This is a genomic window from Kineococcus xinjiangensis (assembly GCF_002934625.1).
Taxonomy (GTDB): Bacteria; Actinomycetota; Actinomycetes; order Actinomycetales; family Kineococcaceae; genus Kineococcus_A; species Kineococcus_A xinjiangensis.
The window spans coordinates 118,792-144,996 of the sequence record NZ_PTJD01000001.1 but is presented as its reverse complement, the minus strand read 5'-3'; the positions used below and the strand labels follow the sequence as shown (position 1 = coordinate 144,996).

At 76.1% G+C, this 26,205-nt stretch carries 23 protein-coding genes and 1 pseudogene; 14 read left to right on the top strand and 10 right to left on the bottom strand.

The window, feature by feature from the left end:
• Nucleotides 1-22: 22 nt before the first annotated feature.
• Nucleotides 23-760: a transcriptional repressor LexA gene (lexA, locus tag CLV92_RS00685; protein ID WP_104430866.1), complete on the bottom strand. Its 738-nt coding sequence runs from the start codon at nt 758-760 to the stop codon at nt 23-25.
• Between the two features lie 184 nt (nt 761-944).
• Between lexA and CLV92_RS20830 the strand changes: the two genes are divergently transcribed.
• Nucleotides 945-1,514 (top strand): LysM peptidoglycan-binding domain-containing protein, encoded by a 570-nt coding sequence (locus tag CLV92_RS20830; protein ID WP_146099364.1) that lies wholly within the window; start codon nt 945-947, stop codon nt 1,512-1,514.
• Nucleotides 1,515-1,738: 224 nt separating this feature from the next.
• The gene (gene nrdR, locus CLV92_RS00675; RefSeq protein WP_104430865.1) at nt 1,739-2,239 is read left to right on the top strand and encodes a transcriptional regulator NrdR; all 501 of its coding nucleotides are present in this window, start codon (nt 1,739-1,741) and stop codon (nt 2,237-2,239) included.
• A 117-nt stretch (nt 2,240-2,356) separates the two neighbouring features.
• Here the strand turns inward: nrdR and CLV92_RS21220 are convergent, their stop codons facing one another.
• Entirely contained in the window at nt 2,357-2,767 is a 411-nt protein-coding gene (locus CLV92_RS21220) for a DUF3618 domain-containing protein (RefSeq protein ID WP_158257086.1), read from the bottom strand.
• Nucleotides 2,768-3,627: 860 nt separating this feature from the next.
• Here CLV92_RS21220 and CLV92_RS00665 point away from each other — a divergent pair.
• Nucleotides 3,628-4,566, top strand: a complete 939-nt coding sequence (locus CLV92_RS00665; protein WP_104430863.1) for a PAC2 family protein — start codon at nt 3,628-3,630, stop codon at nt 4,564-4,566.
• A 40-nt stretch (nt 4,567-4,606) separates the two neighbouring features.
• Here the strand turns inward: CLV92_RS00665 and CLV92_RS00660 are convergent, their stop codons facing one another.
• Entirely contained in the window at nt 4,607-5,074 is a 468-nt protein-coding gene (locus tag CLV92_RS00660) for a pilus assembly protein CpaE (RefSeq protein ID WP_104431233.1), read from the bottom strand.
• Between the two features lie 203 nt (nt 5,075-5,277).
• Here CLV92_RS00660 and CLV92_RS00655 point away from each other — a divergent pair, with 203 nt between their 5' ends.
• The 3 genes from CLV92_RS00655 (at nt 5,278) to CLV92_RS00645 (ending at nt 7,654) form a co-directional block, all read left to right on the top strand.
• On the top strand, nt 5,278-5,667 hold the full coding sequence (locus CLV92_RS00655; protein ID WP_104430862.1) for a TraR/DksA family transcriptional regulator: 390 nt from the start codon (nt 5,278-5,280) through the stop codon (nt 5,665-5,667).
• A 152-nt stretch (nt 5,668-5,819) separates the two neighbouring features.
• Nucleotides 5,820-7,076 carry a phosphoglycerate dehydrogenase gene (gene serA / locus CLV92_RS00650; RefSeq protein WP_245886284.1) on the top strand — a complete coding sequence of 419 codons (1,257 nt, stop codon included), beginning with the start codon at nt 5,820-5,822 and terminating at the stop codon, nt 7,074-7,076.
• Between the two features lie 47 nt (nt 7,077-7,123).
• Nucleotides 7,124-7,654, top strand: a complete 531-nt coding sequence (locus CLV92_RS00645; RefSeq protein ID WP_104431232.1) for a YfcE family phosphodiesterase — start codon at nt 7,124-7,126, stop codon at nt 7,652-7,654.
• Here the strand turns inward: CLV92_RS00645 and CLV92_RS00640 are convergent.
• The gene (locus tag CLV92_RS00640; RefSeq protein WP_104430860.1) at nt 7,575-8,600 is read right to left on the bottom strand and encodes an EamA family transporter; all 1,026 of its coding nucleotides are present in this window, start codon (nt 8,598-8,600) and stop codon (nt 7,575-7,577) included. The two genes, CLV92_RS00645 and CLV92_RS00640, sit on opposite strands and share 80 nt — an antisense overlap.
• A gap of 83 nt (nt 8,601-8,683) precedes the next feature.
• On the opposite strand from CLV92_RS00640, the gene CLV92_RS00635 reads away from it, so the two are divergent.
• The gene (locus tag CLV92_RS00635; protein WP_245886280.1) at nt 8,684-9,217 is read left to right on the top strand and encodes a MarR family winged helix-turn-helix transcriptional regulator; all 534 of its coding nucleotides are present in this window, start codon (nt 8,684-8,686) and stop codon (nt 9,215-9,217) included.
• Between the two features lie 55 nt (nt 9,218-9,272).
• Here the strand turns inward: CLV92_RS00635 and CLV92_RS00630 are convergent, their stop codons facing one another.
• Nucleotides 9,273-10,079 carry an SDR family NAD(P)-dependent oxidoreductase gene (locus CLV92_RS00630; RefSeq protein ID WP_104431230.1) on the bottom strand — a complete coding sequence of 269 codons (807 nt, stop codon included), beginning with the start codon at nt 10,077-10,079 and terminating at the stop codon, nt 9,273-9,275.
• A 135-nt stretch (nt 10,080-10,214) separates the two neighbouring features.
• On the opposite strand from CLV92_RS00630, the gene CLV92_RS00625 reads away from it, so the two are divergent.
• On the top strand, nt 10,215-10,508 hold the full coding sequence (locus CLV92_RS00625; protein ID WP_104430859.1) for a YciI family protein: 294 nt from the start codon (nt 10,215-10,217) through the stop codon (nt 10,506-10,508).
• Nucleotides 10,509-10,529: 21 nt separating this feature from the next.
• Here CLV92_RS00625 and CLV92_RS00620 read toward each other — a convergent pair whose 3' ends face one another.
• A complete protein-coding gene (locus CLV92_RS00620; RefSeq protein ID WP_104430858.1) occupies nt 10,530-11,573 on the bottom strand; it encodes an LLM class flavin-dependent oxidoreductase in 1,044 nt (347 codons plus the stop codon).
• 100 nt (nt 11,574-11,673) lie between these two features.
• On the opposite strand from CLV92_RS00620, the gene CLV92_RS00615 reads away from it, so the two are divergent.
• Nucleotides 11,674-15,375: an ABC transporter ATP-binding protein gene (locus CLV92_RS00615; RefSeq protein WP_104430857.1), complete on the top strand. Its 3,702-nt coding sequence runs from the start codon at nt 11,674-11,676 to the stop codon at nt 15,373-15,375.
• 44 nt (nt 15,376-15,419) lie between these two features.
• Complete coding sequence (locus tag CLV92_RS00610; protein ID WP_104431229.1) at nt 15,420-15,749, top strand: 4a-hydroxytetrahydrobiopterin dehydratase; 330 nt, start codon at nt 15,420-15,422, stop codon at nt 15,747-15,749.
• Between the two features lie 51 nt (nt 15,750-15,800).
• Here the strand turns inward: CLV92_RS00610 and CLV92_RS00605 are convergent, their stop codons facing one another.
• From CLV92_RS00605 to CLV92_RS00595, 3 genes and pseudogenes are all read right to left on the bottom strand, one after another.
• Nucleotides 15,801-16,619 (bottom strand): HAD family hydrolase, encoded by an 819-nt coding sequence (locus CLV92_RS00605; protein WP_104431228.1) that lies wholly within the window; start codon nt 16,617-16,619, stop codon nt 15,801-15,803.
• A complete protein-coding gene (locus CLV92_RS00600; RefSeq protein WP_245886278.1) occupies nt 16,616-18,115 on the bottom strand; it encodes a mannitol dehydrogenase family protein in 1,500 nt (499 codons plus the stop codon). Before CLV92_RS00600 ends, CLV92_RS00605 begins: the two co-directional genes overlap by 4 nt.
• A gap of 187 nt (nt 18,116-18,302) precedes the next feature.
• Nucleotides 18,303-19,397, bottom strand: a pseudogene (locus tag CLV92_RS00595) (CDP-glycerol glycerophosphotransferase family protein); the annotation flags it as partial.
• Between the two features lie 213 nt (nt 19,398-19,610).
• Here CLV92_RS00595 and CLV92_RS00590 point away from each other — a divergent pair.
• From CLV92_RS00590 to CLV92_RS00575, 4 genes are read left to right on the top strand one after another with little or no spacing between them, the layout of a single operon-like run.
• Nucleotides 19,611-21,113 (top strand): mannitol dehydrogenase family protein, encoded by a 1,503-nt coding sequence (locus CLV92_RS00590; protein WP_104430855.1) that lies wholly within the window; start codon nt 19,611-19,613, stop codon nt 21,111-21,113.
• Between the two features lie 32 nt (nt 21,114-21,145).
• On the top strand, nt 21,146-21,919 hold the full coding sequence (locus tag CLV92_RS00585; RefSeq protein ID WP_158257085.1) for an ABC transporter ATP-binding protein: 774 nt from the start codon (nt 21,146-21,148) through the stop codon (nt 21,917-21,919).
• Nucleotides 21,916-22,563, top strand: a complete 648-nt coding sequence (locus tag CLV92_RS00580; protein WP_104430853.1) for a hypothetical protein — start codon at nt 21,916-21,918, stop codon at nt 22,561-22,563. Before CLV92_RS00585 ends, CLV92_RS00580 begins: the two co-directional genes overlap by 4 nt.
• Nucleotides 22,564-22,612: 49 nt before the next feature.
• A complete protein-coding gene (locus tag CLV92_RS00575; protein ID WP_104430852.1) occupies nt 22,613-23,683 on the top strand; it encodes a LacI family DNA-binding transcriptional regulator in 1,071 nt (356 codons plus the stop codon).
• 54 nt (nt 23,684-23,737) lie between these two features.
• Here the strand turns inward: CLV92_RS00575 and CLV92_RS00570 are convergent, their stop codons facing one another.
• Entirely contained in the window at nt 23,738-26,029 is a 2,292-nt protein-coding gene (locus tag CLV92_RS00570) for a beta-galactosidase (protein ID WP_104431226.1), read from the bottom strand.
• Between the last annotated feature and the right edge of the window lie 176 nt (nt 26,030-26,205).

Sequence of the window (26,205 nt, the reverse complement as noted above, 5' to 3'; positions counted from 1 at the left end):
TCGGGGTGGCCGTGCCGGTCCGTCAGACGCGGCGCAGCACCGCGGTCACCCGGCCGAGGATGGTCGCCTCGTCGCCGTTGATGGGCTCGTACAGGTCGTTGTGCGGCAGCAGCCACACGTGCCCGTCGCGGCGGCGGAAGGTCTTGACGGTGGCCTCGCCGTCGATCATGGCCGCCACGATGTCGCCGTTGTCGGCCGTCGGCTGCTGGCGCACGACGACCCAGTCCCCGTTGCAGATGGCGGCTCCCACCATCGAGTCGCCGGAGACCTCCAGCAGGAAGAGGGAGCCCTCGCCGACGATCTGGCGGGGGAGGGGGAAGACGTCCTCGACGACCTGCTCGGCGAGGATCGGGCCACCGGCGGCGATGCGGCCCACGAGGGGGACGTAGGCGGCAGCGGGACGCAGGTCGCCGGGTGCCTCCGCACCCTCGCCCGCCACGTCCGCCGCGAGGTCGTCCACCGGTGCGGCCGCCGCGGGGGCGTCGGTGCCGGCGGGCAGGACCACCTCGATGGCGCGTGGGCGGTTGGGGTCGCGCCGCAGGAAGCCGAGGCGCTGGAGGGTGGAGAGCTGGTGGGCGACGCTGCTGGGACTGGTCAGCCCGACCGCCTGGCCGATCTCGCGCATGCTGGGCGGATAGCCGCGGCGTTCGACGGCCTCGGTGATCGTCTGCAGCACGAGGCGCTGCCGCGGAGTGAGTCCGGTCCCGTCCTGGGGGCCGTCGGGCAGCTGGTGCACCGACCCCTTGCGTCCCGCCACGATCCGCTCCTCGTCCGACGTGCGGGGCGGCCCGCCCTCGCGCTGGTGCGGCCGGAGTCCGCCGGCCCCGAGATCAACCTAGTGCCCGCCGCGGCCCGGATCAAACACATGTTCGAACGGATCTGGCTCGTGTCGGACCGGGCTGGTAGAACTCGTGTTCGAAGAGTTCGAACATCCGTTCGAACGCGTGCCGGCCGCCCTGGAGGTCCTGCTCGTGAGCGCCATCGCCCTGCCCCGGCCCGGGGTCGCCCTCTCCCTCCCGATCTCCCTGCCGCAGCCGCGCCCCCGCCCGGCGGGTGTCCGGACCGAGCGGCCGGTCGTCGCGCGCAGCACGGACGTCACCGGTCACCGCGTCCCCCAGGCTCGCGGGGCGGCCCGCACCATCCCGCGGCGGGCCCGCCCCGCGGCTGCCCAGGCGGTCCGCCCTCTCGACCAGCGGGTCACCCGCGCGGCCGCCGCGCCGCTGCGCATCACGCGCCGGGGCCGGCTCGTCCTGACCTGCGGGGCCGCCGCGCTCCTGGCTTCCGTGGCCGCCGGCACCGCCCTGCTCGTGACGTCCCCGGCCTCGGCCAGCCCGGCCGCGCGCCCGGCCACGGTCGTGACCGTGATGCCGGGGGACACCCTCTCCGCGATCGCCTCCCAGTGGCGGCCGGGGGAGGACTGGCGCGACGTCGCCGCCGAGATCCGCCGGACGAACCGGCTGGGCAGCTCCCAGTTGTCGGCCGGGCAGCGCCTCGTGCTGCCCGAGGCCGACTGAGCCGGTCGGGTCGGTGGGGGAGGCGCTCCTTGCACGGGTGTCGTGCCTGCACCTAGCGTGCGACCCGAGATGTAGTGGTCGCCGCTGATCGAGCGCCCGGGATGCCGGGCGCTGCGGTTCCCGTGACCCCGGGGGCGTCAAGGACACCGGGGTGCGACCGTCGCGACGGGCCGCGAACAGCAGAGGCCGGTCGTGGGTCCTGCGGCGACCCGGAAGGGTCCGGCATGCACTGCCCGTTCTGCCGCCACCGCGACTCGCGGGTGGTGGACTCCCGCGTCACGGACGACGGCAGCACGATCCGCCGCCGCCGTCAGTGCCCGGAGTGCAACCGTCGGTTCAGCACCGCCGAGACCGCGAGCCTGACGGTGGTCAAGCGCTCCGGTGCTGCGGAGCCCTTCAGCCGCCAGAAGATCGTCACAGGGGTCCGGAAGGCCTGCCAGGGGCGGCCGGTGAGCGAGGACGACCTCGCGCTGCTGGCTCAGCGGGTCGAGGAGGTCGTCCGCGCGCAGGGGGCCGCCGAGGTCGACGCCCACCAGGTGGGACTGGCCATCCTCCCCTTCCTCCGGGAACTCGACGAGGTGGCCTACCTCCGCTTCGCCTCCGTCTACCAGGCGTTCGACTCCCTGGCCGACTTCGAGCGGGCGATCGGGCAGTTGCGCCGCGAGCGCGGGACCGCCGAAGTGGCCGGCGCGCCGTCGCCCGCTGCGGGCGCGCAGGCCGGCTAGTCGGGAACGTCCCGCTCCGGGGCCGTCCTCCGCTCGGGGCGTGCGCCCGACCGACGCCCGGCAGCCCGTCGCCCCCCCCGGGGCCGGTTGCTCCGGGTCAGCGGACCGAGGGGACCGTCACGACCTGGACCGGCGCCTCTTGGTGACCCGCCACGTGACGACCGCCAGCACCGCGACGACCCCGCTCAGGATCCACTGCTGCCGGGGCGTTCCGGGGGCGCGCTCCTGCACACGGGCCACTGCGGCTTGCGCCTGCGTCGTCGCCGCTCCGGCCCGTTCCGTCACCGAGGTGGTCACCCGGTCCTGGGCGGAGTGCAGGGCGCGGCTGGCCTGCGCCGTGACGTCGGCCTTCGCGACGAGCTCGTCGACGGTGGCGGCCAGGTGCTCGCGGGTCGCCTCGATCTCGGCGACCAGCACGTCCCGCTCGTCGGTGGCGTCCGGCGCGGGGGTGGAGGGCGGGGTCTCGGCCGCGGCGGCAGGAGCGACTCCCGGGTCCCCGGCGGCTTCCGTCGCCGTCGGGGCGCTCACGGGCGGAGGGGGCGCGGCCGGCGCCGGGTTCGGGGGAGCGGTCGCAGTCCCGAGGACGGGGGTGTCCGGGACGGCAGCCTCGGGGAGGGCGGTGTCCGCGATGGCGGCGTCGGGGGTGGCAGCGTCGGTGACGGCAGCGTCGGTGACGGCAGCGTCGGCCGCGGTCTCCTCGGGGGGCGGCAGGGCGCGGCGGCCGCGACCCCGGGCGCGGGGAGCCGGCGGAGCCTTCTGCGCCGGAGGTTCGGCGCCGGCGTCCGGGGCCGCGACGGGCGCGGCCTCCGCGGCGGTGGCCTCGGGGGCCGTGGCACGGCGACCGGAGCGCTTCGCCGCCGCGGGGGTCTGCGCGACCGTCTCGACTCCCTCCGGTGACGAGGCTGCCGCCGGCGGCCGCGCGGTGGCCCGACGGGCGGGGGCCCGTCGAGGCGTTCCCGCGGCGCCCTCCGTCGTTCCCGCCGCCTCGGTGACTGCGCCGGCCGCGAGCGGCGTGTCCGGGGTGCTCGCCTCGCCCGCACCGGTCGCCGTGGTGGCCCGTCGCGCGGGGGACGCCTTCCGAGGGGTCGCGCTCCGCCCGCCCGTCCTGGCCGCGGCGTCCTCGGTTCCGTTCCCGCTCTCGTTCCCGACCGTCTCGTCACTCACCGGTGCAGTCCCTCCTCCGCGGGCCCGTCGGCGCCCGCAGCGCCGGTTCGGCGCGGTGCGCCGGCGCCGGGTGGACGCGGCGGCGGTCGCGTCCGGGCCCTCGGTCGCGCCGCATGCCCAGTGATCTACCCCGATCAGCCGGGGGGAAACACCGGCACCGGTGACCGGCCGCCGGGCGGGTGGCCGGAACGGGGGGCGGCTGCCGCCGGGGCGACAATGGGCGCATGCTGGATCCCGCCGAGCTCTACCGCTTCGAGTCCCCGGACGACGGGGCGTCCCCGGTGATGGTCGAGCCACCGCTCGTGGTGGCCCTGTCGGGGTTCGTCGACGCGGGCTCGGGGGTGCGCCTGGCCGTCGACCACCTGCTGCAGCACTTCCCGCACGAGGTGCTCGCCCGCTTCGACGTCGACCAGCTGCACGACTACCGCGCCCGCCGGCCGACGATGACGTTCGCGACCGACCACTGGAGCGCCTACGACGCGCCTGAGCTGGCGCTGCGGCGGCTGCACGACGCGTCGGGCGGCTCGTTCCTGCTGCTCTCCGGTCCCGAGCCGGACGTGCAGTGGGAGCGCTTCAACGCGGCGTTCTGGCAGCTCGCGGACCAGGTCGGCGCGGCGCTCGTGGTGGTCCTCACCGCCGCTCCGACGTCCGTGCCGCACACCCGCCCCACGGGCGTCACCGGCAGCGCGAGCCGCCCCGAGCTGCTCGAGGGGGTGCGCACGTGGGCGGTGGAGGCGCAGGTGCCGGGGCACGCCACGGGGCTGCTGCAGTTCCGCGGCGCGGAGGGGGGCCGCGACGTGCTGTCGCTGGTCGCGCACGTGCCTCACTACCTCGCCGCGGGCGAGTACCCCGACGCGGCGGCGGCGCTGCTGACGAGCCTCGGCGGCCGGGCCGGCCTCGACCTGCCCGTGGACGAGCTGCTCAGCGCGGCGGCGGCGACGCGGGTCGAGGTGGACGCGCAGGTCGAGGCGTCCGCCGAGGTGGGTGCGGTGGTGCGGGCGCTGGAGCAGGACTACGACGCGCAGGCCGCCGACCTGGCCGGCGGGCTCGTGGCGGAGGGGCAGCCCATCCCGACCGCGGACGAGCTCGGCGCGGAGTTCGAGAGGTTCCTCGCCGACGCCGTGGACGACCCGAAGGACGACGGGGGCCAGGGGGGCACGTGAGCCGAGCGGCTGATCCCCGGGGCGTTCCGGCGTCCGGGGATCAGCCGGCGGTGGAGCGCTCCCGGGCGGGCCCGGTGCCCGTGCCGGTGCGGCGCAGCCGGTCCAGCACCGCGCGGGCGTAGGCGCGGGCGGGGTCGTCGTCCTCGAAGACCTGACCGCCGTGCTCGTCGAGGACGACGACGCGGTAGACCTCGCCCGCCGTGTCGCCGGCGCCCACGTCACGCCGCTCCAGGCGCGAGAAGCGCTCCCCGAGCAGGTCCCGCAGCTGGTGCTCGGCGGGCATCCAGACCGCGTCCGGCTCGTCGACGCTGTCGAGGGCCCACTCCGTGGTGCCGTTGAAGCCGATGACGCGCCCCGTGGGGTGGTCCTGCACCTCCACCGTCATCTCGGCCAGGGTGAAGACGTCCTCGTCCATCCCGCGGCCGGGGATGACGAAGCGGTCGCCTGCGGCGGGGCGCCAGCGCAGGCCGGCGGCGCGCAGCTCCAGCGCCAGCTCGACGGAGATCATGCTCACCAGCATGCGCCGACGCCCGCGCGGGTGCACGCCCACGCGGGCGCGGCACTGCGCCGCGCCGCGCCGGGAGCGCGGGGGAGCTGTCCCGCCGTGCCCCGTCCTCCTGAGCGCGGTAGGTATGGGGGCCGGCCCGCGCCGCGGGCCGCCATGGCCGCGCCCGAGGCGACCGGCGACGGAGGGAGCGACGAGGAGGATCCATGGACGCCGACACCGCCCGCGAGCGGCTGCTGTCGCTGCGCGCCCAGCTGGAGGAGGACATCGCGGGCATCGAGTCCGCCCGGGAGGGCGGCGTGAGCGCCGACGACGGTCCCGAGGGGGGCGGCGACCGCGGTGACGCGGCGGCGCACGAGCAGATCGCCGAGGAGACGGCCGCCCTCGTGCAGGCCGCCCGCCGGCGGATGGAGGACGTGGACGAGGCCCTGCGCCGCGTCGAGGAGGGCACCTACGGCATCTCCGTCGTCTCCGGCGAGCCGATCCCCGAGGAGCGCCTCGAGGTGCGGCCGGACGCCCTCTACAAGGCCGACGAGGAGGACGCCTACCTCCAGGGCACCCGGGTGGGTGCCGGCGACGTCCGCGGGACGGACTGACCCCGGCGGCGGGGGCGGGCGCCGGCGTCGCAGGGGCCCGCACCCGGGTCCCCGCTCGGCCCGCGGCGGATTCGTCCGCGCGCGGTCGAGGTCGTCACGGGCACCGCCCCGCGTGCAGGACAATGGCCTTCCGCCGTCGAGGAGGAGGACCCGTGCCCGTGCACGCCCCCGTCGAGAACGCCGCGCCGACCGGCGCGGACCCCGCCCGCCGCCGTCGCGCCCTGCTGCTGGAGAGCATCCACGCTGACGCGCGTGTCCTGCTGGCCGAGGCCGGGTGGGACGTGGAGACGGTGGCCGGCGCCCTGGACGAGGTGGAACTCGTCGAGCGGCTGGCGGGGGTCTCCCTGCTGGGCATCCGCTCCACGACCCAGGTCACCGAGAAGGTGCTCGACGCCGCCCCGGACCTGGAGGCCATCGGCGCCTTCTGCATCGGCACGAACCAGATCGACCTGTTCGCCGCCGCCGCCCGGGGGGTCGCCGTGTTCAACGCGCCCTACAGCAACACCCGCAGCGTCGTGGAGCTCGCGCTCGCGGAGATCATCGCCCTCACGCGGCGGCTGACGGTCAAGGACCGCCTGATGCACGACGGCGTCTGGGACAAGTCGGCCGTGGGCGCCCACGAGGTGCGCGGCCGCCGGCTCGGGATCATCGGCTACGGCAACATCGGCTCGCAGCTGTCGGTAGTGGCCGAGGCGCTGGGCATGCACGTCTTCTTCTACGACACCGCCGACAAGCTGGCGATGGGCAACGCGCGCCGCTGCGGCAGCCTCGGCGAGGTCCTCGACGTGGCCGACGTGGTGACCCTGCACGTGGACGGGCGGGCGGGGAACTCGGGCCTCTTCGGCGAGGCGGAGTTCTCCCGGATGCGGCCCGGCGCCATCTTCCTCAACCTCTCGCGCGGCTTCGTCGTGGACCACGACGCCCTGCGCAAGCACATCGTGTCCGGGCACCTCGCGGGCGCGGCCGTCGACGTCTTCCCGAAGGAACCGAAGGGCCGCGGCGACGCGTTCGAGTCGGAGCTGCGGGGCCTGCCCAACGTCATCCTCACCCCGCACGTGGGCGGCTCGACGGAGGAGGCGCAGGAGGACATCGGCCGGTTCGTGGCGGCGAAGCTGCGTGACTACGCGGCGCACGGCTCGACGACGCTGAGCGTCAACATGCCGGCGCTGTCCGCGGAGGACCGCGTGGGCACGGTGCGGCTGGCGCACCTGCACCACAACGTCCCCGGTGTGCTCGCCGGCATCAACCAGGTGCTCGCCGACGCCCGCGTCAACATCGAGGGCCAGCAGCTCTCCACCCGCGGGGAGTTCGGCTACGTGGTGACGGACATCGCCGGGTACGTCGACGCCGAGCTCATGGAGCAGTTGCGGGCGCTGCCGGAGACCGTGCGGCTGCGCCGGATCTCCTGACGCGGCGCCCGGTGCCGACGGGGGAGGCTCCCGTGCCCGGTGAGGGGGTGCGCCTGCTGCTGCTGGCGGACACGCACCTGCCGAAGCGGGCCCGGGAGCTGCCCGCGCAGGTCTGGGCGGCGGTGGAGGCCGCCGACGTGGTGGTGCACGCCGGGGACTGGGTGGACGAGGCGACCCTCGACGCCCTCCTGGCGCGCTCGCGGCGGCTGGTCGGCGTGCACGGCAACAACGACGGGCCCCGGCTGCGGGCGCGGCTGCCGGAGGTCGCCCGGGCCGAGGTCGGGGGCGTCCGCCTGGCCGTGGTCCACGAGACCGGCTCGGCGGCCGGGCGGGAGCGGCGTTGCGACGAGCTGTTCGGCCCGGGCTCGCCGCAGCCGGTGGACGTCCTCGTGTTCGGTCACTCCCACATCCCGTGGGACTCCACGACGCCCTCGGGGCTGCGGCTGCTCAACCCGGGCTCGCCGACGGACCGCCGGCGGCAGCGGCACTGCACCTACCTCACGGCACGGGCGCACGGGGGGCGGCTGGCGGACGTGGTCCTGCACCGGCTGCCGCCGCGCACGCCCGCGCGCGGCTGACCCGGGCCGCGGCCGGCGCGACCCGCCCGGCGACCGGCGGGAGAGCGGGCCGGGGAGCGGGCCGGGGGTCGGACTCGAGAGCGGCTCGGACGGCGGGCCGGGCACCGGCGAGCTGGGCGGCGGCGAGGGCGGTCAGGACCAGCCCGGCGCCGAGGAGCTGCCCACCGGTCAGCGACTGACCCAGCACGGCCCAGCCCAGGACCGTCGCAACGAGCGGGCTGAGCAGCCCCAGCGGGGCCACGACGGTGGCGGGCAGGGCCGCGACCCCGCGGAACCAGAGGACGTAGGCGAGCGCGGTGCCGAGCAGGCCCAGGTAGGCGAAGCCCGCGGCGTGGGTGGCGTTCAGCGTGGCCGGCAGCCCCTCGACGGCGAGCGTCAGCGGCAGGAGCAGCAGCCCGCCGGCGACGAGCTGCCAGCCGGTGGTGGCGAGCAGCGGGGCCGGCTGCCCCCAGCGCCGGGTGAGGACCGTGCCGAACGCCATGGCGACGGCCCCGGCGAGGGCGGCCGTGGCGCCGAGGGCGTCGAGGCGGGCGTCGGCGCGCAGGACGAGGAGCGCCACGCCGAGGAAGCCGGTGCCCGCGGCCGCGGCGGCGAGGGCGGTGGTGCGCTCTCCGAGCAGGCGGGGGGCGAGGGCGGCCACGAGCAGCGGTTGCACGGCGCCGAGGACGGCCGCGACCCCGCCCGGCAGGCGGTGGGCGGCGACGAAGAGCAGCGCGAAGAAGACGCCGATGTTGAGGGCCCCGAGGACGGCGGCGCGCCACCACCACGAGCCGGTGGGCAGCCTGCGGGCGAGGAGGACGAGGAGCAGGCCGGCGGGGAGGGCGCGCAGCAGGGCGGCGAGCAGCGGCCTGCCGGGCGGCAGGAGCTCGGTGGTGGCGAGGTAGGTGCTGCCCCACACGAGCGGGGCGACGGCGGTGGTGGCGATGAGCAGCGCACGGTTGCTCATCGGTAAGACTCTTAGCATTGAGCAAAAGTACCTCAGTGCTGAGCTTCCTGCTAGGGCGGCGCGCGTCCCGCTAGGGTCGGCCCGTGCCCGCTCCCGACGCCGCCGGTGACCAGGACCCCGCGGACCACGTCGACGAGGTCCTCGCCCAGTGGCGCGCCGAAGCCCCCGGCCTCGACGTCTCCCCGATGGCGGTCATCGGGCGGCTGTCCCGGGCGCACCGGGCGGTGGAGGTCGCGCTGCGCCGCAACTTCGCCGCCCACGGCCTCGACCGCGCGTCCTTCGACGTGCTCGCCACCCTGCGCCGCAGCGGCGCCCCCTACCGGCTCACCCCCGGTCAGCTCGGCCGCAGCACCATGGTCACCTCCGGGGCCGTCACGCAGCGGCTGGACCGGCTGGAGTCCGAGGGCCTCGTGCGGCGCACGCCCAGCCCCACCGACCGCCGCGGCGTGGAGGTCGAGCTGACCCCCGCCGGCCACGAGGTCCTCGACCGCGTCCTGCCCGCACACCTCGACGTGGAGGGCAGGCTGCTGGCAGGGCTCGACGAGGACCAGCGCGCCTCCGTGGTGGCGGCGCTGCGCCTGCTCGTGGCGTCGGTGGAAGCCGCGGAGCACGACTGAGCGGTGCGGCGGGAACGGGCGGCTCGAGCCCCGACGGCTCCCGCCACGAGGTTCCTCAGTCGTAGGCCGTCCACGGGTCCGCCCGGACGCGCTCGTCCACGGCCGCGGCGTCGTCGCCGATGACGACCCGCCAGCGGCCGTTGCGCACCGCGTCGATGATCAGCGCCGCGGCGGTGGCGCTGGAGACGGGCTGGTAGCCCGCGAACAGCGAGCCCAGCGCACGCCGCCACGTCCGGGGCGGCGACGGCATCCCGGTGCGGACGTGACCGGGCAGGACCAGCACCGCCGACAGGTGCGGGGCGTGCACCCGGAAGTCCACCAGCAACGACTCCGTGAAGCCCCGGACGGCGAACTTGGCCGACGAGCAGGCGGTGTGCGGTGCCCCCGGCCCCAGGCTGGCCCACAGCGCGTTCACCGACGCCGTGTTGACGACGACGCCCCGGTCGGCGGCCAGCAGCATCGGCAGGAACGCCCGGGTGCAGTGGTAGACGCCGTACCACGACACCGCGAACGTCCGCTCCCAGTCCTCACGCCCGCCGGTGACGAAGGAACCCCCGTGCGCGACGGCGGCGTTGTTGAACAGCAGGTGCACCGCATCGCCGCCGTGCGCCAGCGCCACCTCGTCCCGGAACCGGGCGACCGCGTCCGCGTCGGAGACGTCGAGCACGTGGGCGCTCACCCGCACCGCGGGGTTGACGGCGCGGGCGCGGCGGACGGCCACGTCCAGTCCCCGCCGGTCCACGTCGCAGACGGCGACGTGCGTGCCGCGCCCCACCAGGTCGAGCAGCAGCTCGCGCCCGATGCCCGACGCGGCGCCGGTCAGCACCGCGACCCGATCCTCGAAGTCCGCGAACGGCGCCACGCCACGCCCCTTCCACGCCTCGTCCCGAGGGCCGGTCACGAGCCGCACCGCGCCCGACCTCCGACCCTGCCACGAGCCCGGTCCCACCGCCCCGGCGGGCTCCGGACGTCGGCAGCCGATCACTACGCTGGTGCGATGTTCCTGGTGACGCTCACGTACACGGCGGACCTGGCGGAGGTCGACGCCGCCCTCGCGGAGCACGTCGCCTGGCTCGGCCGGCAGTACGACGACGGGGTCTTCGCGGCCAGCGGCCGGCGGGTGCCGCGCGTGGGGGGCGTCATCCTCGCGGCCGGACTGACCCGCGACGAGCTGGAGCGGCGTCTGGCCGGGGACCCGTTCCGGATGCGCGGCCTGGCCGAGTACGCCGTCGAGGAGTTCGTCCCCTCCCGGGTGGCCCCCGGGCTGGAGCAGCTGCTCGAGACGCGCTGAGGCGGGGCGCCCGCGCGGCGCTCAGCCGAACGCGACCCCGCTCACCGCCGGCAACCCCGCGACCTCGGCGAGCAGCTCGTAGGAGCGGCGCCGCTCGGCGGGGTCGTGGACGTGCGTCATCACCATCAGCTCGTCGGCGAGGGTCGCCTCCTGCAGCGCCCGCAACCGCGCCAGCACCTGCTCCGGGGTGCCGGCGACGAGGTGTGAGCGGTGCTCCGCCGCCAGCGCCCGGTCCAGCTCCGTCCACGGGTGCGCCGCGGCCTCCTCCGGGCTGGGCAGCGGCGCGGGCCGCCCGGAGCGCAGCCGCAGGAACGACAGGTCGGAGGCCACCGCCAGCTCCTCGGCCCGCTGCTCCGTCTCCGCGCACAGCACCGCCACGGCGAGGATCGCGTGCGGCCGTGGCCAGTGCACCGACGGCCGGAAGGCGCTGCGGTAGGTGCGCAGCGCCACGGCGGGGTCCACGGAGCCGAAGTGCCCCGCGTAGGCGTACCCGGTGCCCAGGTCGGCCGCCGCCTCCGCCCCGTACGTGCTGGACCCGAGGATCCACACCGGCGGCAGCGGCACGTCGTCGGGCATCGCGCGGACCGAGGAGAACGGGGACGGGCCGTCGAAGCCGTCGGCGTAGCCGCGCAGCTCCGCGAACTGGGTGGGGAAGTCGTCCGCGCCGAGCAGCTCCCGCGAGCGCCGCAGCGCCACCGCGGTGCGCGGGTCCGTGCCGGGGGCGCGCCCGATCCCCAGGTCGATGCGGCCCGGGTGCAGCGCCTCCAGCACCCGGAACGTCTCGGCCACCTTCAGCGGGGAGTGGTTGGGCAGCATCACGCCACCGGACCCCACGCGGATCGTGGTGGTCGCCGCCGCCACCGTGGCGATCATCACCTCGGGGCTCGTGCTGGCGACGCTGGGGATGTTGTGGTGCTCGGCCAGCCAGTACCGGCGGTAGCCCAGGCGCTCGGCGTGCCGCGCCAGCTCCACCGTCTCGTGCAGCGCCCGCGACGGCGCCGTCCCCGACGGGACCGGGGACAGGTCGAGGACGGACAGGGCCCAGGGCTGCTCGGCGGTGCTCACGGCTGCCGCAACCCGGGCGGCGTGCCCGCTGTTCCGGCGGCCCGCGGGGCCGTGCTCCCCGGCGGGCCGCGGGGTCCCGGGCTGCCTAGCATGGGCGTTCGTGTCCGCCGAGCCCCGCGCCGGTACCGCCGGGCGGGGCTGGCTGCGCCGCCTCGCGGGGTACTGCCGGCGCCACCCCCGTGACGTCGTCACCACCTTCGGCTGCGCCGTCCTCGGCTCGGGTGTCGCCGCGCTCGTCCCCCTGGTGGTCCGTCACGTCATCGACTCCGTCCTCCCCGACGAGGGGGCCTCGCTGCTGCCGTGGGCGGGTCTCCTCCTCGCGGCCGGGGTGCTGGTCTTCGGGCTCGGCTTCGCCCGCCGCTACGCCGCCGGCCGGCTCTCCCTCGGCGTGCAGCTCGACCTGCGCGACGACGTCTTCGCCGCCGTGCAGCGGATGGACGGGCGCCGCCTCGACGCCCTGCAGACCGGGCAGGTGGTGAGCCGGTCCATCACCGACGTGCAGCTCGTGCAGGGACTGCTGGCGTTCGCCGCCCGCCTCGCCGGCAACGTCGTGCTGTTCTGCACCTCCCTCGTCGTCATGGCGGTCCTCTCACCGCTGCTGACCCTCGTCGCACTCGCCGTGGGCCCGGCGCTGGCCTGGATCGCGGTGCGCAGCCGCCGGGACCTGTTCCCGGCGAACTACTCCGCGCAGGCGAGGGCCGCGGCGGTGGCCTCGCGGGTGGAGGCGGCGGTCACGGGCGTGCGGGTGGTGAAGGGGTTCGGGCAGGAGGACACCGAGCTGCACCGGCTGGAGGGCGCCGTCACCGAGCTGTTCGCCGAGCGCATGCGCGTGGTGCGGCTGAACAGCCGCTACGCCCCGGCGCTGCAGGCCGTCCCGGCGCTGGGGCAGGTGGGGGTGCTGGCGCTCGGCGGCTGGCTGGCGCTGCGCGGCGACATCACCATCGGCACGTTCCTGGCGTTCTCCACCTACCTGGCGGCGCTCGTCTCGCCGGTGCGCCAGGTGGCCGCGCTGCTGACGGTGGGCCAGCTGGCCCGTGCCGGGATGGAGCGCGTCCTGCAGGTCGTGGACGCCACCGGTGAGGTCACCGATCCACCCGTCCCGCGGCCGCTGCCCGCCGGCCCCCTCGGCGTGGAGCTGCGCGACGTCGTCTTCGGCTACGACCCCGAGCGCCCCGTGCTGCAGGGGGTGAGCCTGCGGGTGGCGGCGGGGGAGACGGTCGCGCTCGTGGGCACGGCGGGCTCCGGCAAGTCCAGCATCGTGAAGCTGCTGCCGCGCTTCTACGACCCCGACGGCGGGTGCGTCCTCGTCGAGGGCGTCGACGTGCGGGAGCTGTCGTCGGCGGAGCTGCGCGGCGCCGTCGGTCTCGTCCCCGAGGACGGCTTCCTGTTCTCCGCCTCCGTGCGTGACAACGTCGCCTACGGCCGCCCCGGCGCCACCGACGAGGAGGTCCGCGCGGCCCTGGTCGCCGCCGACGCCCTGGGCTTCGTGGAGCGGCTGGAGCGCGGGTGGGACAGCGTCGTCGGCGAGCGGGGCCTCACCCTGTCCGGCGGTCAGCGCCAGCGCCTCGCCCTCGCCAGGGCCCTGCTCGCCGACCGGCGCCTGCTGCTGCTCGACGACGCCACCTCGGCGATCGACGCGCGGGTGGAGGAGCGCATCGTCGCCAACCTGCGCCCGCTGCTGGCCGGGCGCACCACGATCCTCGTCGCGCACCGGCGCTCGACGCTGCGGCTGGCGCAGCGCATCGTCGTCCTCGACGGCGGCCGGGTGGTGGACTCCGGCACCGACGAGGAGCTGTCCGCGCGCTGCGAGCTGTACCGCCGCCTCTTCGACCCCGCCTCCTCGGACGCGGCTCGGCAGCTGCGGCGCAGCGGCCCCGCCGAGCCCGTCGTCGAGCCCGTCGTCGAGCCCGTCGTCGAGGCCGTCAGGGCGCCGCGCTCGGGCCGCCGGTCGGGGCGTGTCCCGGGCGCCGGGACGATGCCGCCCGACCCGCAGCTGCTGGCGCGGCTGGCGGCGCTGCCCCCGGCGCGGGACGCGCCCGACGTCGACCCCGCCGCCGCCCGGGAGGCGGATCCGGCGTTCACGCTCGCCCGTCTGCTGCGCCCGTTCCGCCGGTCCCTGGCGGTGGGGCTGCTGCTGGTGGCGCTCGACGCCGCGGCGCAGCTCGTCCTGCCCCTGCTGATCCGCTCCGGCGTGGACGCGGGCGTCCTCGGCCGGGACCTCTCCGCGCTGCTGCTCGCCTCGGGCGCCGCGGCGCTGGTCGTCGCCGCCGCGTGGGCGGTGGTCGTCGTGCAGACCCGCGTGACCGGGCGCACGGGGGAGCGGCTGCTGCTCGTGCTGCGCGTCAAGACGTTCGCCCACCTGCAGCGCCTCGGCCTGGACTACTACGAGCGCGAGCAGGCCGGCCGGATCATGACGCGGATGACGACGGACATCGACGCTCTCTCCACGTTCCTGCAGACGGGCGTGGCGCAGGCGATGGTGAGCGTGCTGTCGGTGCTGGGCGTGCTCGGGGCCATGTTGCTGCTGGACGCCGACCTCGCCCTCGTGGCCGCCGCGGTGCTGCCGGTGCTGGTGGTGGCGACGGTCGTCTTCCGCCGCCGCTCCGGACCCGCCTACACGGAGTCCCGGGAGCGGGTCAGCGTCGTGAACACCCGCTTCCAGGAGGGGGTCGCCGGCGTCCGCCTCACCCAGGCGTTCGTGCGCACCGACGCCGCCCTCGACGGGTTCCGGGCCGCGGGTGCGGCGTACCTCGACTCCCGGCTGCGCGCCCAGCGCATGATCGCGACGTACTTCCCGTTCATGCAGTTCCTCAACGAGGCCACCACCGCGCTGGTGCTGGTGGCGGGCGCCGCGATGGTCCGCGACGGCGACATCAGCATCGGCGTCCTCGTCGCCTTCCTGCTCTACGTCGACCTGTTCTTCGCCCCGATCCAGCAGCTCTCGCAGGTCTTCGACGGCTACCAGCAGGCGTCGGTGGGCCTGCGCCGCCTGCGGGACCTGCTGCGCACCCCCACCAGCACCCCGGTGCGGGCCGACGCCCTGCCGGTGCGGAGCCTGCGCGGCGAGATCCGGCTGCGGTCGGTGTCGTTCGCCTACGGCACGGGGCAGCCCGCCCTGACCGACGTGGACCTGCACGTGGGAGCGGGGGAGACGGTGGCCCTGGTGGGGGAGACGGGAGCGGGCAAGTCGACCGTGGTCAAGCTCGTCGCCCGCTTCCACGACCCCACCGCCGGGGTGGTGTGCGCCGACGGCCACGACCTGCGCGACCTCGACCTCGCCGGGTACCGGCACCGGCTGGGGGTGGTGCCGCAGGAGGCACACCTGTTCGAGGGGACGGTCGCGCAGGCCATCGCCTACGCGCGGCCGGAGGCGCGGGAGGACGAGGTGGTGGCCGCCGCCCGGGCCGTGGGCGCCGACGACGTCATCCGCGCGCTGCCCGGCGGCTACGGCTTCGAGGTGGGCGAGCGGGGTCGCAACCTCTCCGCGGGCCAGCGCCAGCTCGTGGCACTGGCCCGCGCCCACCTCGTCGACCCGGACGTGCTGCTGCTCGACGAGGCCACGGCGGCGCTGGACCCGGCGACCGAGGCCGTGGTGGCGCGTGCGAGCGACGCCCTGGCACACCGGCGCACCACCCTGGTGGTGGCGCACCGGCTCACCACCGCCGCCCGCGCCGACCGCGTCGTCGTCCTGCACGAGGGGCGGGTGGTGGAGCAGGGCCCGCACGCCGAGCTGGTCACCGCGGGCGGTCCGTACGCCCGGCTGTGGTCGGCGTTCACCGCGGGCGGCGCGCCCGTCGGCTGAGGACCGCTGGTGGTGCGGTGCGCCGGGCGGCAGACTCGGCCGGCATGGGCCTGACCCCGCTGCCTGCCGCCGACGTCGAGACCGCTTTCGCCGGCCTGCCGGACTGGCGCCTCGACGGTGACGCCCTGCGGGCGGAGTTCTCTTTCGCCACGTCGGCGGCGGCCGTGCGCTTCCTCACCGCCGTGGCCGCGGACGCCGAGGACGCCGACCACCACCCGGACGTCGACTGGCGCTACCGCCTCGTCGTCGTGCGCACCACGACGCACTGCGCAGGCGGCCGCGTCACGGCTCGCGACACCGCGCTCGCGGCGCGGGTCAGCGAACTGGCGGTCGCGGCGGCCGGCGGCGCTGCGGTGGGTGGCGCCGTTCCCTGAGCCGCTGCCGTCCCGGCGGCGGGGTCGCGCCCCGGCAGGTGGCGCAACCCCTCAGTGCGTCGCGGGCTCCCGCGGGGCCGGCCCGGGGAGCAGCTGCACCACCTCGGCCCAGGAGGCGACGACCGGCGCGGCCCCGACGGCCCGCAGCTCCGCCTCGTGCGCGCTGCGTTCGCCCGGCGCCGCGAAGAGGACGTTGCCGATGGTCCGGATGCCCGCGGCGACCGCTGAGCGGGTGCCGGTCACGGAGTCCTCGACCGCGACCGCCTCGTGCGGTTGCAGCCCCAGGCGCTCCAGCGCGTGCAGGTAGACGGCAGGGTCCGGCTTGCTGACGGGACGGGGCAGGGAGTCCTCCGCGCTGAAGCGCCGCTCGGCGGGGAAGAACTCGGCCATGCCGGTCGCCTCGAAGCACGCTGCGAGGCGGGCGTCGGCGCTACTGCTCACCACCACGACCTCGTAGCGGGCGACGAGCGTGTTCAGTGCCTCCAGCACGGCGGCATCCGGCTGCAGCACGCTGCGCAGGTGCGCCACGACCGCGCTGCGTTCCTCCTCGACCCACCGCTCCAGCGCCTCGCGGGTCAGGACGGGGGCCGTACCGGGGATCCCGTCGGCGTCCGTCCCGGCCGTCGCGGCGTCGAGCCCCGGTTCGACCCGGATGCCGTGCTGTCCGGCGAGGAGGAGCGCGGTGGCGCGGAAGTTCCTGCCCGCGGCCGCGCGTCGCAGCGGCTCCGGTTCGTAGCGGTGATCCACGCCGTGCGCGGCGAGGAAGCGGTTCACGACGGCCGTCGAGGCGACGAACGCGGGCTCCTCGGACGGGAAGAGGTTGCCGTCGGCGTCGAGGAGGAGCGCCCGCACCGGGGTCTGCGTGGTCACGCGGCCCACCCCCTGGCGCCGCTGCGCGCCAGCACCGCCGCGGCCAGCGGGTCGCGGTCCAGCGCCTCGAGCGCGCCGCGCAGCTCGCGCACCGCCCGCGGGTCGTCGCCGAGGGAGCCGAAGACGTCCCGCCGGTCGAGGAGGGGGCGCGGGTCCGTGCCCGCCGCCCGTGCCACCGGCTGCAGCCGCAGGCCGTCGGCGTCGTCGAGCTCGAACGGCCGCCCGCGGTGGTCGGTGCCCCGCAGGGCCCGCATCCACGCCGCGGTGGCGAGGACGAGGTGGGCCCGCGGGGCGTCCCGCCGGAGGGCGCTGCGCAGCGACGGGAGGACGTAGGCGGGGATCTTCGTGGACCCCCGCCGGCAGAGGCGGGGGATGCGGTCGGCGAGGCGGTGGTTGGAGAGCCGCTCGATCGTGGCGTCGCAGTAGGCGGCGAGATCGACGCCCGGTGGCGCCTGCAGCAGGGCGGCGACCTCGTGCAGGTAGCCCACCGCGTAGTCGCGCAGCACGGGATCGGCGAGCGCCTCGGGGGCGGTCCCGAAACCGCTCAGGCGCGCCAGGTGTCCCAGGGCACTGTGGACGCCGTTGAGCAGCCGCGTCTTCAGCAGCGAGTAGGGGGCGACGTCCTCGACGAACTGCGCTCCCGCCAGCTCCAGCGGCGGACGGCCGTTGCAGAAGTCGTCCTCGATGATCCACTGCGAGAACGGCTCGGTGACCACCGGCCACGCATCTCGGACGCCGAGGCGGGCAGCGACCTCCTCCCGCAGCTCCGGGGTGGTCTCGGGGGTGATCCGGTCCACCATGCAGGAGGGGAAGGACACCCGCTGGTCGATCCAGTCGGCGAGCTCCGGATCGCGCAGCCGGGCGGTCGACACGACGGCCGCGCGGGTGGCGCCGCCGTTGTGGGGCACGTTGTCGCAGGACAGCACGGTCAGGGGCGGCAGGCCGGCCCCGCGTCGCCGTGCCAGCGCCTCCACGAGGTAGCCGAAGGCGGTTCCCGGCGCCTCGGGGTGCTCCACGTCGGCGCGGACCTCGTCGAGGCCGACGTCCACCTCCCCGTCGGGGTAGGCGGTGTCGGTGATCGTCAGGGTGACGATCCGCGTCCGCTCGTCGGCCAGGACGCCCAACACCGCCTCCGGGTCGTCGGGGGCGAACAGGTAGTCCACCAGGGAGCCCACCACGCGCACCTCGTCGCCCTCCGCGGAGCGCACGACCACGGTGTACAGGCCGTCCTGTGCCCGCAGGACCTGGCCCATCAGGGGACGGTGCAGGCCCACGCCGATCACGCCCCATCCGGGCGTTCCCGTGCGGCGGCAGAGTTCGTCGAAGTACACCTGCTGGTGCGCTCGGTGGAAGCCCCCCACGCCGATGTGCACGATCGCGGGAACGAGTCCGTCCCGGTCGTAACGGGGAACCGCGACGGCGGCGGGGAGGCCGTGCAGCGCGGAGTTCGACAGCCCGGCGCCTCCCGCCCCGGCGTTCACCGGCTCGACGTTCACCGGCTCGACGTTTCCCGGCTCCAGGTTTCCCGGCTCCAGGTTTCCCGCTGCGGGGTTCGACGGCCCGGGACCGGTCCCGGGCGCGTGGTTCCCGCGGGACGGTTCCAGCGCCGCGAGCGCACCGGAACTCCTCGGCCGGTCCCCGGTGGGGACGGTCGGTGCGGAGCCGCGCCGGTGTGCGACGCCCTCAGCCACGTGCTGCGGCTTGCGGGAAGAACAGGTCGAGGACCCGTTCGGTCGCGTGCCCGTCCTCCAGGTGGCAGAACGTCTCGCGGAACCGCGCGTAGCGGTCCCGGTGCCGGGCGGCGACGGCGTCGAGGTCTGCGACGGCGTCGACGACCTCCTCGCTGCTGCGCAGGACGGGGCCCGGGGCGATCGCCTCGTAGTCGAAGTAGAACCCGCGCAGCTTCGAGCGGTAGTGCTCCAGGTCGTACGGGAAGTACAGGATCGGCCTGCCCGTCACCGCGAAGTCGAACATCGTGGAGGAGTAGTCCGTCACCATCGCGTCGGCCGCGAGGTACAGGTCGGCGATGTCCGGGTGGAACGACACGTCGAGGACGCCGGGCACGTCGACCGTGCCCAGGGCCCCGGAGACCATGTAGTGCAGGCGGAGCAGCAGGACGTGGTCCTGCCCGAGGCGCTCGGCGAACGCCTCCAGGTCCAGGTGCAGGGAGAAGTCCGGGCCGTCGCCGAAGACGTCGTCGTCGCGCCACGTGGGCGTGTACAGGACGGCGGTGGTTCCCTCCGCGATCCCCAGGGCCGCCCGGATCTTCGCTCGCCGTTCCTCCCGGTCGGGCGCGTTGAGCACGTCGTTGCGGGGATAGCCCGTCTCGTGCACGGGTCCCGCGAAGCGGAAGGCGCCGCGGAGCGGGCCGGTGCTGGCGGTGTTCGGCGAGAGCAGCGCGTCCCAGCGGGCGATGTCCTGGTCCAGCCGCGCCAACCGGCCCTCGGGAGCGAAGAGCACGTCCCAGTGGATGGTCTTCAGCGGGGTGCCGTGCCAGGTCTGCACGTACGTCGAGCCGGCGGGCTTGTGCCAGTCCAGGTCGATGTGGGTGTTCGAGACGACGACGTCCGCGGACTCCAGCGCCGCGACGCACTCCTCGCCGCCGTAGGGGACCGTGACGATGCCGGGCGGGAACCCGTGGGCGTGGGCCGGCGCCGACAGCCACACGTGCTCGAGGTCGTCGCCTCGTGCCAGCAGCGACTCGTAGACGGCACGCGGGGAATCCGTGTACCTGCCTTCGAAGCTGTGGTAGACGACCTTGGACCTCTTGGTCACGCAACACCTCTGTGCTCTGCGGGCGCTCCTCGGGGCTGCTGCCCAACCCCATCAACGGCGCACGGGCTCCCCATGATGCCCGTGAACGGCACTGCGGCCCACTCAGGGTTCCCCCGGGGAGCGGGCTGTGGTGCCGTCGAGGCGCCCGGCGGCGTTCCCGGCCGCTTCCTGCGCGATGGGGCAGGATGGACGGACGCACCCACCAGGGAGGACTGCATGCAACTCCTGTGCTCCGGGACGTCGCCGGGCGTCGGTGCTCGGGTGCCCGTGCCGGACTACGACAGGGCCCGCGTGCGGCCCGGCATCGTGCACATCGGCGTCGGCGGCTTCCACCGCGCTCACCAGGCCGTCTACGTCGACGACCTGCTGCGTCGGGGCGGGGCGCACGACTGGGGGATCTGCGGCGTCGGCGTCCTCTCCGCGGATGCGCGGATGCGGGACGTCATGGCCACCCAGGACTGCCTCTACACCGTGCTGGAGAAGCACCCCGACGGGCACCGGCAGGCCCGGGTCGTCGGATCCCTCGTGGAGTACGCGCTGGCCCCCGCGAACCCCCTGGCGGTGGTCGAGCGGATGGCCGACCCCGCCGTCCGCATCGTGTCGCTGACGGTGACCGAGGGCGGGTACAACATCCACGCCGTCACGGGCCGGTTCGACCTCGAGCACCCCGACGTCGTCCACGACCTGCAGCCCGGCGCCGCCTGGCGGACGACGTTCGGCCTGGTGACGGCGGCCCTCGCCCGGCGCCGCGAGCGCGGGGTCGGGCCCTTCACGGTCATGTCGTGCGACAACGTCCAGGGCAACGGCGAGGTGACGCGGCACGCCTTCTGCGCGTTCGCGTCCGCGTGCGACCCCGGCCTCGGCGCGTGGATCGAGGAGAACGTCCGCTTCCCCAACTCCATGGTGGACCGCATCACCCCCCAGACGACGGACGCGGAGCGGGACGAGGTCGCGGGCATCCTCGGGGTGCGCGACGAGTGGCCCGTGGTCTGCGAGCCCTTCAGCCAGTGGGTGCTGGAGGACTCCTTCGCGGCCGGGCGCCCCGCCTGGGAGGAGGTGGGTGTGCAGGTGGTCGGGGAGGTCGAGCCCTACGAGCTGATGAAGCTGCGCCTGCTGAACGCCGGTCACCAGGCGCTGGCCTACTTCGGGCGGCTCGTGGGCCACCGCTTCGTGCACGAGGCCGCCCGGGACCCGCTCCTGGCGGAGTTCGTCCTCGGCTACATGCGCGACGAAGCGCAGCCCAGCCTGCCGCCGGTGCCGGGCATCGACCTCGCCGCTTACCAGCGGCAGCTGCTGGAGCGGTTCGGGAACGCGCAGATCCGCGACACCCTGGCGCGGCTGTGCGCGGAGACCTCGGACCGCATCCCCAAGTGGCTCCTCCCCGTCATCCGGCACCAGCTCTCCCACGGCGGCGAGGTGCGCCGTTCGGCCGCGGTGCTGGCGTCGTGGGCGCGCTACGCCGAGGGGGTGGACGAGCAGGGCGAGCCGATCGAGGTCGTGGACCGCCAGCGGGGCAGGCTGACCGCGGCTGCGGCGCGCCAGCACCACGATCCGACGGCGTTCCTGGAGGACCGGGAGCTGTTCGGGGACCTCGCCGACGACGACCGGTTCGTCTCCGCCTACCTGGACGCGCTGCGCTCCCTGCACGAGGTGGGCGCGCGGCGCACGCTGGAGCGGCTCACGGCCGCGCTGCGCCCAGCGGAGCGCCGGCCCGCCTGAGCCCGGCCCGGCCCGCTGCCTACGCTGGAGCCGTGCCCCCACCCGCCCTGCGCCTGCGCGGGGTCTCGCGGCGCTTCGGGCGCGGCCCGGAGGTCCTGCGCGGCGTCGACCTCGACGTCGAGCCCGGGCAGGTGGTGCTGCTGCGCGGGGGCAACGGCAGCGGCAAGACGACCCTGCTGCGCGTGGCGGCGGGCATCCTGGCCCCGGACGCAGGCAGCGCCGAACGGTTCGGCCCGGTCGGCTACCAGCCGCAGACCGGCGGTGAGCCCCCGCCGCGGCTGGCGGTGCGGACCTGGCTCGGCTTCACCACGGGCAGGCGCCGCGAGGAGGCGTGCCGGATGCTCGCCGAGCTCGGCGGGCCGGCCCCGCACCGGCCGCTCGCCGAGCTCAGCGGCGGCTCCCTCGCGAAGGTGCTGCTGGCCTCCGCGCTCACGGCGGGCACGGGGCTCGCCGTGCTCGACGAGCCGTTCGCGGCGCTGGACGCCGGCTCCGTCCCGGTCGCCGCGCGGCTCGTGACCCGGGCCGCGGAACGGGGTGCGGCCGTCCTGCTGACCGACCACGGTGCCGCCGCGGCGGACCTCGCCGGGGTGGTCGCCGACCTGGCCGGCGGGGCGGTCACCGCCTCCCGCGCCGTCGCCGGCGACGGCGCGGAGGCCTCGTGGCACCTCCTCCTGCGCCGGCCGGGGCAGGTGGCCCGCGCGGTCGTGGTCCCCGCGCGGGAGCGCGACGCGACGCTGCTGGCCGTGCTGAGCTCGGGCGGCGAGGTCCTGGCCGTGCGCGAGGCCCCTCCCCGGGAGGTGCCGTGAGCGGGGTCGTGCACCACCTCCGGCTGCTGGCGCTGCGGCAGAGCGCGGTGCCGGCGGTCCTGCTCTACCTCGTGCTGCTGGCGGTGTTCTACGCCTCCGACGCGGGCCCGCCCGTGCCCGCCGGCGCCCTCACCGCCGCCCTGCTGGTGCCGGTCAGCGCGTGGCTGCAGCGGCTCGCCGCGACGGCCGAGAGCGGCCCGTTCGCCGACGTCGGCCTCGTCCGCGTCGGCGGCCGGCGGCGCCAGCAGCTCGCCCGGTTGGCCGCGGGACTGCTGGTCGCCGCGGCGCTCGCCGTCGTCGCGGTCGCCTGGGCCGCCGCCGCCAACCCCCACCCGTACCCCGTGCCGACGGTGCTCCTGCTGCTCGCCCTGCACCTGCTCCTGGCCCTCGCCGGCGCCGGGCTCGGCGTGCTGGTCTCGCCTCCGCTGCGGGTGCGCGCCGGCGCGGCGGTCCTCGCGGTCACCGGCTGGACCCTCGCCTCCCTGGTCCTCGGCTGGCTGCCGCCGGCCGGCCCGGTGCTGGAGGCGTTCGCCGCCACAGGATCCGGGCCGGGGGAGCGGGTCGTGGCCGTGCTGCTGGCAGGGGGCTTCGCGGCGGTCACGACCACGGCGGGCCTGCTGCTCGGCGCGCGCCACGCCCGCTGACCCCGCCGCCTGCCCCGGCACCGCCGAGGTGGCCGCCTAAGATCCCAGCGTGACCGACACCGGTGCGCCCGAGGACGGGCGCGGTACCGCGCCGGGGCCGGGCGGGCCTCGCAAGCGCCCGACCATCCGCGACGTGGCGCGGGAGGCGGGCGTCTCCTACGGCACGGTCTCCCGCGTGCTCAACGACCGCGACTGGGTGAGCCCGGAGGCCGCGCGCGCGGTGAAGGCGGCCATCGCCCGCACCGGTTACACCACCAACCACCACGCCCGGTCGCTGGCCACCGGCCGGTCCGGGTCCATCGCGTTCCTGCTGACGGAGCCGCAGCACCTGCTGTTCGAGGACCCGAACTTCTCGATCCTCCTGCGCGGGGTCGCGCAGGCGCTCTCCCGGCGGGAGCTGACGCTCGTCCTGATGATCGCGGGTACGCCCGACGAGCGCGGGCGGGTCCTCACGTACCTGTCCGGCGGGCACGTGGACGGCGTCCTCCTCGTCTCCTCCCACGCGGGGGACCCGCTGCTGGACGAGCTGGTGGCGGCGGAGGTCTCGGTCGTGGCGTGCGGGCGCCCGCTGGGCCACGAGGAGCAGATGGCGTCGGTGGCGGCCGACGACCGGGCGGGAGCCCGCGCGGCGGTGCGGCACCTGCTGGGCACCGGGCGGCGCCGGATCGCCACCATCACCGGCCCGCTGGACACCTCCGGGGGCGTGGACCGCCTCAGCGGCTACCGCGACGCGCTGGAGGCCGCCGGGGCCGGGTACCGGGAGGACCTGGTCGCGCACGGGGACTGGGGCCGCGAGAGCGGTGCGGAGGCGATGCGCTCGCTGCTGGCGGCGGACCCGGAGCTGGACGCGGTGTTCGTCGCGTCCGACCTGATGGCCGCCGGGGCGCTGGCGACCCTGCGCGAGGGGGACCGGTCGGTGCCCGCGGACGTGGCCGTGGTGGGGTTCGACGACTCCGGCCTGGCCGCCACCCTGGATCCGCCTCTGACGACGGTGCGCCAGCCGCTGGAGCGGATCAGCGAGGAGATGGTGCGGCTGCTCACGGAGAGCTTCTCCGGGCAGCGGCCCCTGTCGGTCACCGTGCCCACCGAGCTCGTCGTGCGGGAGTCGGCTCCCGGGTGAGGGCCGGTGGTCCCGGTGCCGGCCGGACCCCGGGACCGTGCGGCGGCCGGCTCGTCAGGCCTCCTGCCACAGCCGCCTCCCGACCACGAGCACCTCGTCGATCGCCTCGAGCTGCCCCTCCTGCGCGGCCAGCCGCTCGGCGGCGTCCGTCGGCAGGTGCACGGGGGAGCCCGCGGGCAGCGGCAGCAGGTGCAGCGTGACGGCGGAGCCGCTGCGCAGCCCGGCGTCGCGCAGGCTGACCGTCCATCGGGAGCCGTCCCAGAAGCGGTCCGTGACCGGCCGGCCGTCGATGCGCAGCTCGGCGACGTCACCCGCCCAGGTGAGGTGCAGCAGGGCGTCGCCGGCCGGGTCGGCCGCCCAGTCCGGGAGCGGGAGCCGGTGGACGGCGGCCATCGCGTCGAACGCCTCGGGCGCGGGGGCCGACTGGCGGCCGTCGTGCTTGCCGTGCACCACCGGCACGGCGGTGGCGGCCGGGCGCAGCTGCTCCGGCCCCACGGTGCAGGAGGCGGTGGCCGGCTGGTCCGTCCGCAGCGGGAGCGGCAGGAAGCGCCGCGCCTCCGGGTCGTAGACGCGCACCTCCGGGCGGACCGAGGCGGAGCGCACGGAGATGCGCCCGTCGGGGCCCCAGGACAGCTCCTCGGGCGACAGCAGGAGCCGCCGCGCCGCCCCGTCCTCGCACACCCACGCCTCGCGCGCCCGGTCGGCGGCGAGGACGAGGACGTCGAGGGTGCCGGCGGGTCCGGCGAGGCGCACCGGCGGGCTGCCGGGGGAGAGCTCGTGCACGGTGAGCCCGGGGACCTCCGCCGACGGTTCGCTGGTCACCAGGCCGTAGGCGCTCACGCGCGAGTCGGTCGCCAGTTCGACGTCGATGCCCTCCTCGGCGGCGAGCACGAGGACGGGCGCGTCCGGGCCGGGGAGCAGGGTCAGCGCCGAGGCGCTGGCCCACTCCACCCGCACGCCGCCGGCCTCCAGACCGACGGGCCAGCGCGCCAGCGTGCCCGGCGGCACGTCGACGGGCCGGGAGGGCAGCGTGACGGTGCGGTCCTCCAGCTCCAGCCGGAAGCGCGCGCCCCGGTACGTGTCGAGGGGGACGTGGGGCTGGTGCCAGGCGAGGAACAGGAAGCCGGAGGAGCCGTCGGAGCGCAGCGCCCAGCGCAGCGTGGCCGAGTCCTCCACCCCGGTCGGGCGCACCTCCGGCAGGCTGGAGGGCATCTCGGCGAGCGAGGCCCCGAAGGCGGCGAGGAACGCGTGCTGGCGGCGCAGCTCGGCGTGGCTGGGGGCGAGGGTGCCCGCCTCCCCGATGGGGGCGTGGAAGTCGTAGCCGAGGCGGGGCACGTCGTTGGGGTAGCCGGTCGCGTGCGACTCCTGCATCCCGTCGTGGACGCCCGGCAGGCCGCGCGGGTTCGTTCCGCCGGCGTACATGTAGTAGCCCTGCCAGGCGGACCCGTTGCCGATCTTGCAGTGGGCGATGGTCGCGATGTCGAGCGCGTGCGGGCGCGGCCTGCGGTGGTAGGCGGTGGCCATCCCTCCGCCGAGCTCGCAGGTGGCCGGGGGGAACTCCTCCGACGGCGTGCGCGGGTGCCCCGCCGCGGCGACGCCCGCGGCCGCGCGCACGTCCGCGCCGATGCCCGGGTCGTCCCAGACGTGCGAGAAGAAGTAGTGGTCCCGGAAGCTGGGGTCCCAGGGGGCGTCGGTGTCGACCCAGAAGCCGTCGCCGTAGCCGCCGTAGAGGGGCAGCACCTCGCCGGGCGGGAGGTCCGCGCTGCCCCAGGCGGTTGCCGTCCACAGCGGCGCCGACATCCCGGCGTCGCGGGCCAGGCGCTTGAGGGTCACGAGGTGGCCGGGCTGGTCGTAGAGCTCGTTCTCCAGCTGGATGCCGAGCACGGTGCCGGTGGCGGAGGCGCGGCCCTGCAGGGCGCCCGCGAGCTGCCCGAACCACTCGCGCACGAGCTCCAGGTAGCCCGGGTCGTCCGTGCGGTGCGCCACGGGGGCCGCCTGCACCCAGTCCGGGAAGCCGCCGTTGCGCGCCTCGGCGTGGACCCACGGGCCGATGCGGAGCACGACCTCGAGGCCGGTCTCGTGGCAGAGGTCCACGAACGCCGCCACGTCGAGGTTGCCGTCGAAGCGCGGCTCGCCCCGCTGCTCGACGTGGTGCAGCCAGAAGACGTAGCACGAGACGACCGTGACGCCGCCGGAGCGCACCAGGCGCAGCCGCTCGGCCCAGCGGGCGCGGGGGATGCGGCTGTAGTGCACCTCCCCGGACACGGGGATCACCGGGACGCCGTCCTGGAGGAGGTAGCGGTTCGTCAGCGACAGTCCGGGGCGCGCGTCCTCCTCGTTGCTCATGCGTGGCAGTCGCAGGGGGGAGCCCCACGGCTGGTGGCGGGCCACGAGGGGAGCGGGCGCCGGGGTGGCGGGCGTCGTCACGGGGGCTCCTTCCAGGGGAGCGGTTCGGCGCGCTGCGGAGACCGCAGCAGCCGGCAGTCGGGTACGCCCGACTGTAACCGGTCACACGAGGAGGT